We start from the raw sequence: 14,559 nt of genomic DNA on the forward strand, positions 1-14,559 counted from the left end.
GTCTACGCGCCTGTGTCAGTGCCTGCCGCGCGCCGGTGCCCGCGGCCCGATGCCGCTGGCCGAACCGTCGGCGCCGGCGAGCACCGTGCCGGCGCCGGCACGGCCGCGCCGTCCGTGTCTACCGCGCCGTCCGTGTCTACCGCGCCGTCCGTGTCTGCCGGGCCGTCAGTGTCTGCCGCGCGCGACCGCCTCCAGTGCGTGGACCAGGGCCCGCACGTCGTGCGAGGCGAGGCCGTAGCAGCCGTCGATGCCGGCGGTCACGAGTCCGGCGGCGCCGAGGACCTCCAGGTGGTGGAAGATGTCGCCCTCTCCGGTCCGGGCGACGAGTTCGGTGGCCGAGGCGTTGCCGTCGGCGAGGACGAGCAGGACCGCGAGCCGTTGCCGGGACGCCAGCGCCCGGCCGACGTCGTAGAGCCGCTCGTCCAAGGCAACCACCGCGGTCGACGGGAGGCGCCCTTCCGGCCCGGGTGGGGCCGGGGAGGGCGCCGGGTGGTCCAGCGACGTCACTTCCAGCCGAAGTCGGTGAGGTCGAGGATGGTGCTGGCGGCCGGGGTCTGCCCGCCCTTCGGCGCGACCACGACGACCTGCTCGTCCTTGGCCACCGAGTCGATCTTCGCGTCCCCGTTGACGGTGGTCTCGGCAGTGACCGCGTAGGTCCTGGCGAACCCGTCGGCACTGCGCACCGCGACCGACTTCCCGTCGACGGCCGTCACGGTGCCCTTCTGCACCAGCATGGTGGTCGACCCGCCGCCCTCGGTCGCCAGCACGACCTCGGCACGCGAGAGGTCCTCGACGTTGAGCTGGTCCAGCGTTTTGAACAGGCCGCCGGCGCCCCAGCCGCCCTTCCAGTCACCCTTCCCGTCACCGTGCCCGCCGGCCCACGGCGGCCCGTCGTGCTCCTCGGTCGGTGCGGGCTGGGTCGGTGCGGGCTCGGTCGGCTGCTGTCCGCCCGCCGCCGCGGCGATCCCGAAGGCGCCGACGCTGACCACGCCGACCACCGCGACCCCGAGACCGACGCGCCAGCCGAGGCGTCTGGTCCGTTCGCTCATGCTGTCACTCCCCGTCGGTTGTCCGCTGCCATCAATGATCGCGACGGACGGCCCCGCTGACGTCGCCTCGCGGGCGAGACCTCACCTACCGACAGGGCGGTACCCCGACGCCCCCGCCCTACGCCCCACGCGGTACCTCCCTCGGCCGAGTGCCCCGCCGGCAACCCGACCGGGCACCCGACCAACGACCCGACCGGCCATTCAGCCGACGCCTCGGCTCGCCGATCGACCGGCAACCCCAGCCGCCGACACCAGCAGCAACCCCAGCCGAAAACCCGACCGACTACTCCAGCCACCAACACACCAGCCAGCAACAGCCAGCCAACGACACCAGCCAGCAACAGCCAGCGGGCGACACCAGCCAGCAACCCCCAGCCCACAACTCCCAGCCGGCGACTCCAGCCAGCAATCCGGCCCACAACCCCCAGCCGGCGACACCAGCCAGCAACCCCGGCCACAACCCCCAGCCGACGACACCAGCCAGCAACCCCGGCCACAACCCCAACCAGCAACTCCAACCGCCGACACCAGCCAGCAAACCCAGCCGGCCGACCCAGCCGCCGACGCCAGCCGGCGACTCAGCCCGTAACCCAGTTCGCGGCTCAGCTGATGGCTCAGCTGATGGCGATGGCCATGACGCCGGCCAGCACGATGACCGCGCCGCCCAGGCGTCGCGCGGGGTTCGGTTCGCCGAGCAGGAGCCAGGCCCCCACGCTGCCGATCACGATCGACAGTTCCCTGGCCGGCGCGACCATGCTCACCGGCGCGTAGCGCATGGCGAACAGCACGAGCACGTAGGCCAGCGGCGAGAGCACCGCGACCGCGAGCACCGGCGCCCGGTGCCGTGCCCAGATCCCCGCGACCTCGGCCCGCCGCCGGTAGGCGTAGGGCCCCAGCAGCATGGTCTGGACGGCCGACGACCCGGTCATCAGCACGAACGGCGACACGGCCAGCGCGGTCACCGCGTGCGCGTCCCAGACCGTGTAGGTGGCGATCATGGCGCCGCAGCCCAGCCCGTACCCGACGCCGGTCGCCCAGGACCGCCCGCCGCCGGATCCGAGACCGCCGATGACCCACACCCCGACCACGACCCCGGCGGTGCCCAGCAGCACGGCCAGCCCCGGCCGTTCACCGAACAGCAGGATCGCCGCGCCGACCGAGAGCATCGGCCCGGTGCCCCTGGCCAGCGGGTAGACCACCGACAGGTCGCCCACGGCGTACCCGCGTTGCAGCAGCACGAAGTACCCGGTGTGCACACAGCCGCTGACCAGCACGGCGATCCACCACGCCCCGGCCACCCCACCCTCGACGGCGATCGCGACGATCGCCACGGGTAACTGGAAGACCGTCGACCAGACGCCGGTGAGCCAGACGAACAGGGCGCCGCCGTTCGGTACCGCCTTGGCGCACAGGTTCCAGCCCGCGTGCGCCATCGCCGCTCCCAGCACGAGCACCACCGCCGCGACCTGCACCCACCCACACTGCCTGGTTCCCCCCGACCGGATAATGTGATATCACTTTGATAGTAGCTGAGGATTCGCGAGGGGAATCGACATGAACGACACGTTCCAGACCGCCATGCCACCGCCACACATCCGCGAGCGGGTCGCGTTCAACACCTCCGGGATGCCGGTGTTCGCCGCCTCGGCGGTGCTCATGCTGGGTGGGCTCGCCCTGACCCTGATCGGCATCATCGACCTGGCCAACCGCGAGGGCGGGCTGGCGCTGGTGATCATCGGCGGCCTGGCGCTGGTGGCCGGCGTGCTGGTCGCCTCGGGCCTGATCATGGTGGCGCCCCGCGAGGCCAGGGTGATCCAGTACCTCGGCCGGTACACGGGCACCGTGCGCATCGACGGCCTGCGCTGGATCAACCCGTTCACCCTGCGCCGGAAGATCTCCACCCGCATCCGCAACCACGAGACGGCGGTGACGAAGGTCAACGACGCCGACGGCAGCCCGATCGAGATCGCCGCGGTCGTGGTGTGGCGGGTGACCGACACGGCCCGCGCGGTGTTCGAGGTCGACGACTTCCTGGAGTTCGTCAACATCCAGACCGAGACCGCCGTCCGCCACATCGCGACGACCTACCCGTACGACGCCCACGGCGACGAGACGCTGTCGCTGCGCCAGAACACCTCGGAGATCACCGACAAGCTGTCCGCGGAGGTCGGCGCCCGGGTCGAGGCGGCGGGCGTGGAGGTCATCGAGTCACGAATCACGCACCTGGCGTATGCGCAGGAGATCGCCGGTGCGATGCTGCGACGTCAGCAGGCCGGCGCGGTGGTCGCCGCACGACAGCGGATCGTCGAGGGGGCGGTGGGCATGGTGCAGGCGGCCCTGGACGCACTGGCCGAACACGAGGTCGTCGACCTGGACGAGGAACGCAAGGCGGCGATGGTGAGCAACCTGCTGGTCGTGCTGTGCGCCGACCGCGACACCCAGCCCGTGGTGAACACGGGCTCGCTGTACAACTGAGCGACCCGTGTCCGAGCGCAAGAAGATACTCCTGCGGCTCGACCCGGCCATCCACGACGCGATAGCCAGGTGGGCGGCCGACGAGCTGCGGAGTACCAACGCGCAGATCGAGTTCCTTCTCCGCCGGGCGCTGTCCCAGCAGGGCCGCCTCCCCGGCAACGCCGGGGGCCTCCCCCGCCGGGGACGACCCCCCAAGTCCCCACCCGCCGACGACGAGCCCCCGGACCAGTGACCCGCCCCGGCACGCGGCGTGACCGATCCCGCACACCGCCCTGACGCCGACGAGGTCAACGCCGGATGCCCGGGTACACCGCGCGACTGGCGGCGGACGGGCTGACCGAGCTCGGTGTCCGCCGGTGCCGGCGAGGTGCCGGCGAGGTGCCGATAGGTGTCGATGAGTGTCGACACGGTGCCTGTTAGCATGGCTCGTCGTGCCGTGTGGCGTTCCGCCCAGGAGGAAACTCGCTGACCAGCGAGGCCACCCACATCGCGGCACGGACCTTCCGTGATCGACGTCGAGGAGTAACTCGTGGCCAACATCAAGTCCCAGATCAAGCGCATCCAGACGAACGAGAAGGCGCGACTGCGCAACAAGTCCGTCAAGTCCTCGGTGAAGACCGCGATCCGCAAGTTCCGCGAGGCGGCCGACGCCGGCGAGAAGGAGAAGGCCGTCGAGCTGCTCCAGGCCGCCAGCCGCCAGCTGGACAAGGCCGCGAGCAAGGGCGTGATCCACGCCAACCAGGCGGCGAACAAGAAGTCCGCCATGGCCAAGCGCGCCAACCAGCTCTGACCCCAGAACTCCCGACGATGCCGGCCGCTCCCCGCGGCCGGCATCGTCGTGTCCGGGGCCCCCGCCCAGATCGAACGCCCGACGGCGAGCACCGCCAGCTCAGCCCACTGTCGACCCCGGCACGTTCCACCCGGTGATGAACGGGCGGTGCCGGTTGGCCCGGGGGTGTCCGGTGCCGGGGGCGGTGCGAGGATGGCGGGGTGAAGTCACCCGCCGTGACCCCGCCGGCTCTTCAGCTCGTGCTGGGCGAGGAGGAGCTGCTGGTGGAACGCGCGGTTCGCGCCGCGGTCGACGCCGCCAAGCTCGCTGATCCCTCCGCCGAGCTCACCCGGGTGAAGGTGTCCGACATCAGTCCGCCCGAGCTGGCCGAGTTGGTCAGTCCGTCGCTGTTCGCCGAGCGGCGGGTCATCGTGCTGGAGAGCGCGCACGATGCCAACAAGGACATCGCCGCGGCGGTCACCGCGTACATCAGGGATCCGGCGGACGGGGTCCAGCTGGTCGTGCTGCACACCGGCGGCGGACGCAAGCCCGCCAAGGACCTCATCGCCACGTTGCGCTCGGCCGGGGCGAACGTGGTGGACTGCCCGAGGATCACCAAGCCGGGCGACCGGGAAGCCTTCGTACGCAACGAGATCCGCCGCGCCGGCGGCAAGACCGACGCGGAGGCGGTCAGCGTCCTGATCGACTCCGTCGGCTCCGACCTGCGTGAGCTGGCCTCGGCCGCCGCCCAGCTCGTCGCCGACACCAGCGGGCAGGTGACGGCCGAGGAAGTGCGTCGCTACCACCGGGGCCGGGCCGACGTCACCGGGTTCGCCGTGGCCGAGAAGGCTGTCACCGGGGACGTGTCCGGCGCGCTGGAAACGCTGCACTGGGCCCGGCAACTCGGCGTCCCGCACGTCCTGATCGCCGACGCCCTGGCCGACGCGGTCCGCACCGTCTCCCGCGTGGCCGGCGCCGGGCGCGCCGACCCGTTCCGGCTGGCCTCCGAGCTGGGGATGCCGGCGTGGAAGATCCGCAAGGCCCAGTCCCAGTCCCGGGGCTGGCACCCCGCCGGCCTGGTCGCCGCCATGCAGGTCGTCGCCGAGGTGAACGCCGACGTCAAGGGCGTCGCCGCCGACGCGGACTACGCACTCCAACGCGCGGTCCTTCGCGTCACCGAGGCCCGCCGGCTCGACTGACCCCGGCCACGATCCCGCACGACTCCCAGCACGGCTCCCACCGGACTCCCGCCGCGCACCCGAACAGGCGGTGACACGGCGCCTTCGCGGGGTCACCGCCACGAGGCCGGGACGTGGTCGGACGCGGTCGTGGTTCAGTCACGCTGAAGTACCTCTCGAATGATGGACCTCACATTGGCCTCGTCAGCGGGTTGTGCCGTAACGTGTTCGGGAGACAACTGAATACCGCTCATCCAGAGGGGCAGAGGGATCGGCCCGAAGAAGCCCCGGCAACCGGCGTTCGCCATTTCGCACACAGCGAGGACGGCGACGCACACGGTGCCAATTCCGACCCGCACGCGGGACAGATGAGGAGACACCTCGCGATGACAGTCACTGCCCACGCCACCACCACGTTCGACCTCGGGCCGGCGCGCGCGCTCAGCTGCCGGGAGTGCGGCCACCAGGTACCGCTCGCCGCGGAGTTCGCGTGTGTCGAGTGTTTCGGCCCCCTTGAGGTCTCCTACGAGTTCGGTGAGATCACCCGTGCGGCCATCGAGTCCGGCCCCAACTCGATCTGGCGCTACCGCGACCTGCTGCCCGTTCCGTCTGATGTGGACACCCAGCCGAACACCGAGCCGGGGCTGACCCGGCTGGTGAAGGCCGACCGGCTCGCGGCCGCGCTCGGCGTGAAGTCCTTGTGGGTCAAGGACGACACCGGCAACCCGACGCACTCGTTCAAGGACCGGGTGGTCGCCGTCGCGCTCGCCGCCGCCCGCCAGCTCGGGTTCACCGTGCTGGCCTGCCCGTCCACCGGCAACCTGGCCAACGCCGTCGCCGCCGCCGCTGCCCGCGCCGGCTGGGAGTCGGTGGTGCTGATCCCGTCGTCGCTGGAGCGGGCGAAGGTTCTCACCACCGCCGTCTACGACGGTGCCCTGATCGCCGTCGACGGCAACTACGACGACGTGAACCGGCTGGCCACCGAACTCGCCGCCGAACACGAGGACTGGGCGTTCGTGAACGTCAACGTCCGCCCGTACTACGCGGAGGGCTCCAAGACGCTGGGCTACGAGGTCGCCGAGCAGCTCGGCTGGCGGCTCCCCGACCAGGTCGTGGTGCCGGTGGCCTCCGGCGCCCAGTTGACCAAGGTGGACAAGGGTTTCCGCGAGTTCACCGAACTCGGCCTGGTCGAGGCCAAGCCCTACCGCGTGTTCGGTGCCCAGGCGACCGGCTGCTCGCCGGTGTCCGCCGCGTTCAAGGCCGGCCTGGACGTGGTGAGCCCGGTGAAGCCGGACACGATCGCCCGCTCGCTCGCGATCGGCGCCCCCGCCGACGGCCCGTACGTGCTCGACGCGGTGCGCCGGACCAACGGTGCCGTCGAGGACGTCACCGACGAGGAGGTCGTCGAGGGCATCCGCCTGCTGGCCAGGACCGAAGGCATCTTCGCCGAAACCGCCGGCGGCGTCACCGTCGCCACGGCCAAGAAGCTGATCGACACCGGCCAGCTCGACCCGGACGCCGAGACCGTCCTGTTCATCACCGGCGACGGCCTCAAGACGCTCGACGCCGTGCAGGACAGGATCGGCCCGCGCGCCACCGTGCCCCCGTCGGCCGCGGCCGTCCGCAAGGCCCTGGAGTCCTGACCGTCCACGATCCGCGGTAGGCGGACCGCGCGCGTGGCCTCTGGTCGTCGCGCGTGGTCCGCGCTCGCCGGCGACGATCGCCGTGTCGCCGTGGGTGTCGGTGCGCACGATCACCGCGCCGAGGCGTTCGAGCGCCCGCAACGTCGTACGGCTGGGATGGCCGTACCGGTTGCCGGCGCCGACACTCACCACCGCGATCCGGGGCCGGATCGCGGCGAACAGGTCCGGCGAGGTGTACCGACTGCCGTGGTGGGGCACCTTGACCACCTCCGAGGACAGGTCGACGTGCGCGCCGAGCAGGCTGGCCTGGGCCGCCAGCTCCACGTCCCCGCTGAGCAGGATCCGCCCGGCCGGGGTGGCCGCGCGCAGCACCAGCGACGCGTTGTTGATCTCCGTACCCTCGGCGTCCGCCGTGGGCATCAGCTCCTTTCCTGTCGGGGACAACACCTCGATCGTCAGGCCGGGCCACGACAGCTGGCGCCCGGCGTCCAGTTGGACGACCGGCACGCCGGCCGCGCCGGCCGCGTCCCGCACCTCCTTCCACGCCCAGGCCGGTTCCCTGGCGGGACTCACGCCCACCGCGCCGACCTCCCGGTCACCGAGGACCGCGTCCAGGCCGCCGATGTGGTCGGCGTGCAGGTGGCTGAGCACGACCAGCGGCACCCGGGACACACCCAGCCGGTCCAGGCAGCCGGCGAGCGGCCCCGGTTCCGGTCCGGTGTCGACGACGACCGCCCGGCCGGCGTCGCCGGTGGCCAGCACGAGCGCGTCGCCCTGGCCGACGTCGCAGGCGACCATCGCCCACCCGGCCGGCGGCCAGCCGGGCGAGATCACCCGGATCGGGACGACGACCACCAGCGTCCCGGTCAGCAGCGCGCCGACCAGCACCCGCAGCCGGCGGCGCCGTAACGCCGCGACCACCAGCAGCAGGCACGCGACCAGCAGCAGCCCGCCCCACCAGCCGTCGGGCCAGCCGATGGTGGCACCGGGCAGGCCCGCCGCGTGGCGGGCGACCAGGATCAGCCAGTCGGCCTCGGGTCCGGCCAGGCGCACCAGCAGCTCGGCGAGCCACGAGGACGCCGGGGCGACGAGCGCCGCCACGACTCCCAGCACCGTCGCCGGTGCCACCACTGGCGCCGCCAGCAGGTTCGCCAGCACGGCCACCAGGCTGACCTCGCCCACCATGCCGGCCACGACCGGCGCGGTCGCCAGGTGCGCCGCGGCGGGAACCGCCACCGCCTCGGCCAGCCCGCGAGGAACCCCACGGGCCGACAGACCCCGCGCCCAGCGTGGTGCGAGCAGCACCAGCGCCAGCGTGGCCAGCACCGACAGCGCGAACCCGAAGCTCACCGCCATCGCCGGATCCCACAGGACCAGCGTGATCACCGCCGCGCCCAGCGCCGGCAGCGCGGCCCGTTGGCGACCGGCGGCCAGCGCGAGCAGTCCGACCGCGCCCATGACACCGGCCCGCAACACGCTCGGCTCGGCCCCGGCGAGCACGACGAACCCGACCAGCGCGCCCATCGCACCGAGCGCCGCGCCGCGCGGGCCGACCCGCACCGCCTGGAGCAGGAACAGCACCGCCACGCACACGATCGCCAGGTTCGACCCGCTCACGGCGAGCAGGTGCGCCATCCCGGCCGCCTCGAACTCCTCCGCGACCCGCTGGGACAGCCGGTCGGTGTCGCCGACGACCAGGCCCGGCAGCAGCCCGGCCGGCTCGGGGTCCAGGACCGCCGTGGCGTCGCGCAGGCCCGTGCGCAGCGACTGCGCGACCCGCTGCCACCAGGTCGCCTCGCCCAGTTCCTCCGGCGGGCCGCGCACCCGCAGCACGGCGACCGTCAGCTCGCCGGAGCGTGCCGGCACGAGCCGGGCGGTGGCGGTCACGTCCTGGCCGGGCAGCAGCGCCGACCAGCGGTCGACCGGGGCGAGCAGTACCACCCGGCCGGTCGAGGCCACCGGGGCGCCCTCGACCACGGCGTCCCGCACGCTGGCCGGCACGAGGACCGTCCGCACGCCGCCGCGCTGACCGCCGAAGCCGGCGGAGAACACCGGCCGGGGACGTTCGTCGACCGTCACTCGGAACACGCCCTCGGCGCCGGCCGTCGCGAGTGCCCGCAGCGGGTCGTCCTCGGCCGCGCGCAACCGCCCGGCGCCGACGACACCGACCAGCAGACCGCTGACCAGCAACGACCAGCCGACGCCCAGACGCCACCAGCGCGTCACCGGTTCCCGGTGCCGGGCGCGGGCCACCACCAGGACACCCACGCCGACGGCGGCGGCGCCCCCGACGGCGGCCCACCACCAGCCGAGCAGCAGCCCGGCCATCGTGGCGAGCCAGACGGTGAGGGCGGCCGGGGCCAGGCGCCAGTCCGGTGCGTCGGCCGGATCGGCCCAGGCCCTGATCACGCTCACCCGGCCACCACCAGGTCCTGGAGCTTGCCGAACCGGCTGGGGCCGATCCCCTCGATCTCCCGCAGCTGGTCGACCGAGGCGAACCGGCCGTGCTCGGTGCGCCAGTCCAGGATCCGCTGGGCGGTGACCGGTCCGACGCCGGGCAGGGTGTCCAGCGCGGACAGGGACGCGGAGTTCAGGTCGACGCGCGCGGCGGCCGGTTCTCCGCCAGCCTCGGCAGGCGCCTGCGCCCCGGGTGGGGTCGGGACGCCGACGTAGAGCTGTTCCCCGTCGCCGAGCCGGCGGGCGAGGTTGAGGCCGCCCAGGTCCGTGTCGGGAACGGGGTTGCCGGCGGCCTTGAGGGCGTCCGCCACGCGGGAGCCCTCCGGCAGGGTGACCAGGCCCGGGGCGGCGACCCGGCCGACGACGCTGATCACGATCGAACCCTCGTCAGCGGCACTGCTGGGATGTCGCGCTTCGCTGACCGACGCCGCCGGCAGGGCGGCCGGCAGCGCCGGTGGCGGCTCGGGGACCTCGGGTGAGCCGGACAGGGTGAAGACGAACGCCAGGGCGATGCCGATCACGACGCCGGCGCCGGCGAGGACGGCGAGGCGCCACCGCGGTGGGCGCGGCGGCCGGTCGAACCAGTGGTCGGGGAGCCAGCGCTCGGACAGGCGGTCCACGACCCGGCGCCACCAGGGCCGGTCGGTCGGCCAGTTCTCCGGGTGGGGTACCGGGGGCAGGGCGGCGAGGTGGACCGTTGGCGGGTCGTCCGGGGATGGGACGGTGGCCTCCGGCGGCGTGGGTTCGCGGGATCGTCGACGCGTCGACAACCAGGCACCTGACCCAGACACGGACACGGACGACAGATCGAGGCCATCCGAAGGCGGATCAGCGACCTCCAGCGAAGCCGGCTCCCGGGACCGACCACGCGCCGACAACCAAGCACCTGACCCAGACACAGACACGGACGACAGATCGAAGCCATCCGAAGGTGGATCAGTGACCGGAGCGGGTTCGCGGGATCGTCGACGGATCGACAACCAGGCACGTGGCCGGGACTCGCGCGCGGGTGACCGGTCGGGGTCGTCCGGAAACGGCTCTGGAACGGGAAGTGTGCCGCGGAGGGCGGACGAAGCCGGTGGGGGAACTGGGTGAACGTCGGTGCCCGGCGGGGAATCCGGTTCGGGGAACAGGGATGCGGCGAGCGCGGACGCCGGAACGGGGTCCGGTCTCGACGATCGGGCCGGCGCCGGTCCGAACAGCGACCCGACCGGACCCGGCGAACGGCCGGGTGGGGACGGGACGTGGACGTCGATCGAGGGCGAGGTGTCCGGAAAGGACGTGGGCGGTGCGGGGGAAGTGTTGGGCGACAGGACGTGTGGCGGCTCGGTCGGCAGTGGATCCGGTGGCAGGAACCGGGATTCGGGGACTTGTGGACTGGGGTGGGCGGCGGTCAGGAGGGACAGTCGGGTGCTGGGTCGGCGGTCGCGCCGGGTCGTTTCGATCACGCTTTCGACGCTAGGCGGGAATCGCGGGCAGCGGGAGGCGACGGTGCTCCGCTGTGGACAACTCGCGGTGGTGTGGACAAACAAGCGCCGCTGGGGATCGAGCGGAGACGAATGTCGGTGGGGTGTGGGAATCTGGAGGGTTCAGGGTTGCGTCGGGCAGACCACGACGCCGAGCATGCCGGGACCGGTGTGGGCACCGATCGCGGCGCCCAGTTCGGACACCACGCAGCCCGCCGAACCGGCGATGCGTTCGTCGAGACGGGTGGCCAGTTCCACCGCGCGGTCGTGGGCCGCCAGATGGTGGACGGCCAACTCCACCGCGCTCGCGCCGGTCGCCGTCGCGGCCTGTTCGGCCAGGTCCACCAGGCGCAGCATCGCCCGATGCGTCGTGCGGACCTTCTCCAGGGGCTCGATGCGACCCTGCGCCACGTGCAGCACCGGCTTCACCGCCAGCGCCGTGCCGAGCAACGCCGCGGCGGAGCCGATCCGCCCGCCCCGGCGCAGGTACTCCAGCGTCTCCACGACGAAGAAGGTCGTGGTCCCGGCGGCGGCGGAGACGGCGAGTTCCTCGACCTTGTCCGCCGGCGCGCCGTCGATCGCGGCCGACGCCGCGCGCAGAACCGCGAAGCCCAGGCCCATCACCGTCGTTCGCGAGTCGACGACACGGACGAGGTCCTCACCGATCTCCCTGGCCGCCAGGCGGGCCGACTCCCAGGTGCCGGACAGTTCCCGCGACAGGTGCACCGAGACGATGCCCTCGGCGCCCGCGTCGAGCAGCGACCGGTAGACGGCCGCGAACTCGTCCGGGTTGGGCCGCGACGTCGTGACCCGGTGTTTGCCGGCCAGGGCCGCCGCGACCTGGGCCGGGCCGATGTCCACACCGTCCAGACCGGACCTGTCCTCGATCACCACGTGCAGCGGTACGACATGGACCGCGTGCCGGGCGGCGAAACCATCCGGCAGGTACGCACTGGAGTCGGTGACCACGGCGAGCGGCACGGTCGGTCAGCCTACGTGGTGCTCGTCGACTTTCCGCACGACCAACGGCGACACCACGTCAGCCAGCGCGGCGCCCACCCTCGCGTGCGCCTCCCAACCCCAGTGGATGCCGTCCGGGTTGCCGTGCCCGCCCAGCACGTGGTCGCCGGTCAACTCGCCCAGGTCGAGCAGCGGCACCCCCGCCCGCGCCCCCCACGCCCGGATCTCGAACATCGCGTCCGCCCGGCCGGTGTGCACCAGCCCGTAGGACCTCGCCCGGTGCACCGGGGGCAACACGCCGACCGCTGGCAGGTCGGGGCGCAGCGCGCGGATGGACCCCAGGATCCGGTCCAGGTAGTGCACGGTCAGCGTGGGTGGCAGCGCGACCGGCCGGCCGCGGGTCGCCCTGGCCAGCCAGGGCTGCGCGGCGACGTAGCGGTCGCGGACGAACCGGCGCAGCGGCTCGGGGCGCAGGTAGCGCAGGCCCTCCCGCAGGAAGGTCGGCAGCGGTGAGGGCAGCGTGTCCATGCTGCCGACCGCCAGCACCAGCACGTCGGCCTTGGGCAGCGTGGTCCACACCCGGGGGTCGCCGGCCAGCGCCCAGAACGCGTCCCGGGAGGTCCAGCCGAAGCGGGCGAACAGCTCGGTCCTCGCGCCCAGCGCGTTCGCCGCGACGTTGGGCCACAACCGTTCGTCGTCGGACGGGTACGGACCGTCCGGGCCGTGGAAACTCAGCGAGTCGCCGAACATCAACAAGGTTGGCGCGGTCATCGTCTCAGCCGGTGATCCCCGCGTTGTACACGCGCAACCGCCACGCCAGACCGCTCGTGCCGCGCCTGGCCAGCACCGTCCAGTGGCAGTTGCCGATGCCGCCGATCTTCGCCCAGGACGCCACCGGCAGCTCCAGCAGGTGCCCGACGAGCGCGGCGATCAGGCCGCCGTGCGCGCACAGCACCGCGGTGTCCTCGGTCGACTCGTCGAGGTCGCCGACCACCTCGGCGGCACGCGCGGCGACCTCCAGCCGGGACTCGCCGCCGGGCGGGGTCCAGGTCGGGTCGGTCTGCCAGATCTGCCGCGCGCCCGGCCACTGCTCGTCGACCTCGGCGCTGGTCAGGCCCTGCCACAGGCCGAGGTTGGTCTCCCGCAGCCGCTTGTCCACGCGCATCGGAACCCCGGTGACCTGGGTGAACGTGGTGGCCGTGTCCATCGCGCGGCGCAGGTCGGAGGTCACCACGATGTCCGGGGAGAACCGGGCCAGGGCCGGCACCGCGAACCGCGCCTGGTTGCGGCCGACCTCGGTGAGCTGGGAGTCCAGGTGGCCCTGCATCCTGCCGGTCGCGTTGTAGTCGGTCTCGCCATGCCGCCACATCACGAGCCGGCTCAGGGTCACGTCGGACCGCCCTCGACGCCGCCGGAGTCGACGGCCGCCGGGTCCGGGTCGAACTCGATGCGCGGGCAGTCCTTCCACAGCCGCTCCAGGCCGTAGAACGCCCGCTCCTCGGCGTGCTGCACGTGCACGACGACGTCGACGAAGTCCAGCAGCACCCACCGGCCCTCGCGCGCGCCCTCACGACGCACCGGCTTGGTGCCGGCCGCGCGCATCTTCTCCTCGACGTTGTCGACGATCGCTCCGACCAGCCGCTCGTTGGGCGCGGAGGCGATGACGAAACAGTCGGTGATGACCAGTTGCTCGGACACGTCGAGCACGATCACATCGCTGGCCTTCTTGTCGGCCGCGGCATTGGCCGCGACCAGTGCCAGTTCGCGTGCGTGGTGCGTTGCGGCCACGTCACTCCTCGTCGTTGAAACCTGCCTTTTACCAGACCATGAACCACAGAAGCGTACCGGTGTCAGGAAGTGCCTTCCCGGTACAGGTCTGTCTTGGAGATGTACTGAACGACCCCGTCGGGCACCAGGTACCAGACCGGTTGCCCGGCCAGGACCCGTGTTCGGCAGTCGGTGGACGAGATCGCCATGGCGGGGACGTCGACCAGGGTCACCGAGCCCGACGGGAGGTGGTCGTCCTCCAGGACGTAGCCGGGGCGGGTGACCCCGACGAAGTGGGCCAGCGCGAACAGCTCCCCCGCCTCGCGCCAGGACAGGATCTGTTCGAGGGCGTCGGCGCCGGTGATGAAGAACAGCTCGGCGTCCGGGTGGGCTTCGCGCAGGTCGCGCAGGGTGTCGATGGTGTAGGTGGTGCCGCGCCGGTCGATGTCGACGCGGCTGACCGAGAACCGGGGGTTGGACGCCGTGGCGATCACGGTCATCAGGTACCGGTCCTCGGCGGCGCTGACCTCGCGATGGCTCTTCTGCCAGGGCTGGCCGGTCGGGACGAAGACCACCTCGTCCAGCTCGAACCTGGCCTGGACCTCGCTCGCCGCGACGAGGTGTCCGTGGTGCACGGGATCGAAGGTGCCGCCCATGATCCCGATCCGCCGTCTTGACATGGGACGGGAGCCTACGGGGAGATCAGGGCCCTGACCTGCGACACAGCGAACTTTTCGGCGAAAGGTGGACGTGTGGCCCACCCCTGTCCTGGCCGTTGTCGGTGTCATGCGCCAC

The 14,559-nt window shown here is 72.5% G+C and carries 14 protein-coding genes, 1 pseudogene and 1 riboswitch; of the genes and pseudogenes, 5 read left to right on the forward strand and 10 right to left on the reverse strand.

The window, feature by feature from the left end; all coding sequences use genetic code 11:
• Positions 1-165: 165 nt before the first annotated feature.
• From BLA60_RS22540 to BLA60_RS22550, 3 genes are all read right to left on the reverse strand, one after another.
• Entirely contained in the window at positions 166-435 is a 270-nt protein-coding gene (locus BLA60_RS22540) for an ArsR/SmtB family transcription factor (RefSeq protein WP_154814520.1), read from the reverse strand.
• 68 nt (positions 436-503) lie between these two features.
• A complete protein-coding gene (locus tag BLA60_RS22545; protein WP_075134945.1) occupies positions 504-1,049 on the reverse strand; it encodes a hypothetical protein in 546 nt (181 codons plus the stop codon).
• Positions 1,050-1,663: 614 nt separating this feature from the next.
• Positions 1,664-2,521 carry an EamA family transporter gene (locus BLA60_RS22550; RefSeq protein WP_075134946.1) on the reverse strand — a complete coding sequence of 286 codons (858 nt, stop codon included), beginning with the start codon at positions 2,519-2,521 and terminating at the stop codon, positions 1,664-1,666.
• A gap of 82 nt (positions 2,522-2,603) precedes the next feature.
• On the opposite strand from BLA60_RS22550, the gene BLA60_RS22555 reads away from it, so the two are divergent.
• The 5 genes from BLA60_RS22555 to thrC all read left to right on the forward strand — a co-directional run bounded on the left by BLA60_RS22555 (position 2,604) and on the right by thrC (position 7,114).
• A complete protein-coding gene (locus tag BLA60_RS22555; protein WP_075134947.1) occupies positions 2,604-3,524 on the forward strand; it encodes an SPFH domain-containing protein in 921 nt (306 codons plus the stop codon).
• Between the two features lie 7 nt (positions 3,525-3,531).
• Entirely contained in the window at positions 3,532-3,756 is a 225-nt protein-coding gene (locus tag BLA60_RS22560) for a type II toxin-antitoxin system antitoxin (protein WP_075134948.1), read from the forward strand.
• Positions 3,757-4,053: 297 nt separating this feature from the next.
• Positions 4,054-4,314: a 30S ribosomal protein S20 gene (gene rpsT, locus BLA60_RS22565; RefSeq protein ID WP_075134949.1), complete on the forward strand. Its 261-nt coding sequence runs from the start codon at positions 4,054-4,056 to the stop codon at positions 4,312-4,314.
• A 200-nt stretch (positions 4,315-4,514) separates the two neighbouring features.
• Positions 4,515-5,492 carry a DNA polymerase III subunit delta gene (gene holA, locus BLA60_RS22570; protein ID WP_075134950.1) on the forward strand — a complete coding sequence of 326 codons (978 nt, stop codon included), beginning with the start codon at positions 4,515-4,517 and terminating at the stop codon, positions 5,490-5,492.
• 226 nt (positions 5,493-5,718) lie between these two features.
• A riboswitch (SAM riboswitch) is annotated at positions 5,719-5,846 on the forward strand.
• A gap of 11 nt (positions 5,847-5,857) precedes the next feature.
• Positions 5,858-7,114 (forward strand): threonine synthase, encoded by a 1,257-nt coding sequence (thrC, locus tag BLA60_RS22575; RefSeq protein ID WP_075134951.1) that lies wholly within the window; start codon positions 5,858-5,860, stop codon positions 7,112-7,114.
• A 147-nt stretch (positions 7,115-7,261) separates the two neighbouring features.
• Here the strand turns inward: thrC and BLA60_RS22580 are convergent.
• The 7 genes and pseudogenes from BLA60_RS22580 to nadD all read right to left on the reverse strand — a co-directional run.
• Positions 7,262-9,442 (reverse strand): annotated as a pseudogene (locus tag BLA60_RS22580) (ComEC/Rec2 family competence protein); the annotation flags it as partial.
• Between the two features lie 83 nt (positions 9,443-9,525).
• The gene (locus tag BLA60_RS22585; RefSeq protein WP_245812093.1) at positions 9,526-10,341 is read right to left on the reverse strand and encodes a ComEA family DNA-binding protein; all 816 of its coding nucleotides are present in this window, start codon (positions 10,339-10,341) and stop codon (positions 9,526-9,528) included.
• Positions 10,342-11,160: 819 nt separating this feature from the next.
• Positions 11,161-12,018: a DegV family protein gene (locus tag BLA60_RS22590; protein ID WP_075134952.1), complete on the reverse strand. Its 858-nt coding sequence runs from the start codon at positions 12,016-12,018 to the stop codon at positions 11,161-11,163.
• A 6-nt stretch (positions 12,019-12,024) separates the two neighbouring features.
• A complete protein-coding gene (octT, locus tag BLA60_RS22595) occupies positions 12,025-12,768 on the reverse strand; it encodes a diglucosylglycerate octanoyltransferase (protein WP_075134953.1) in 744 nt (247 codons plus the stop codon).
• Between the two features lie 4 nt (positions 12,769-12,772).
• On the reverse strand, positions 12,773-13,387 hold the full coding sequence (locus tag BLA60_RS22600; protein WP_075134954.1) for a histidine phosphatase family protein: 615 nt from the start codon (positions 13,385-13,387) through the stop codon (positions 12,773-12,775).
• Positions 13,384-13,785, reverse strand: a complete 402-nt coding sequence (rsfS, locus tag BLA60_RS22605) for a ribosome silencing factor (RefSeq protein ID WP_075134955.1) — start codon at positions 13,783-13,785, stop codon at positions 13,384-13,386. The genes BLA60_RS22600 and rsfS overlap by 4 nt, the downstream gene beginning before the upstream one ends.
• 62 nt (positions 13,786-13,847) lie before the next feature.
• Positions 13,848-14,444, reverse strand: coding sequence for a nicotinate-nucleotide adenylyltransferase (nadD, locus tag BLA60_RS22610; RefSeq protein WP_075134956.1), 597 nt, complete (start codon positions 14,442-14,444; stop codon positions 13,848-13,850).
• Positions 14,445-14,559 lie beyond the last annotated feature (115 nt).

Origin of the sequence: Actinophytocola xinjiangensis, from assembly GCF_001921215.1 — a bacterium.
In the GTDB taxonomy this organism is placed as follows: domain Bacteria; phylum Actinomycetota; class Actinomycetes; order Mycobacteriales; family Pseudonocardiaceae; genus Actinophytocola; species Actinophytocola xinjiangensis.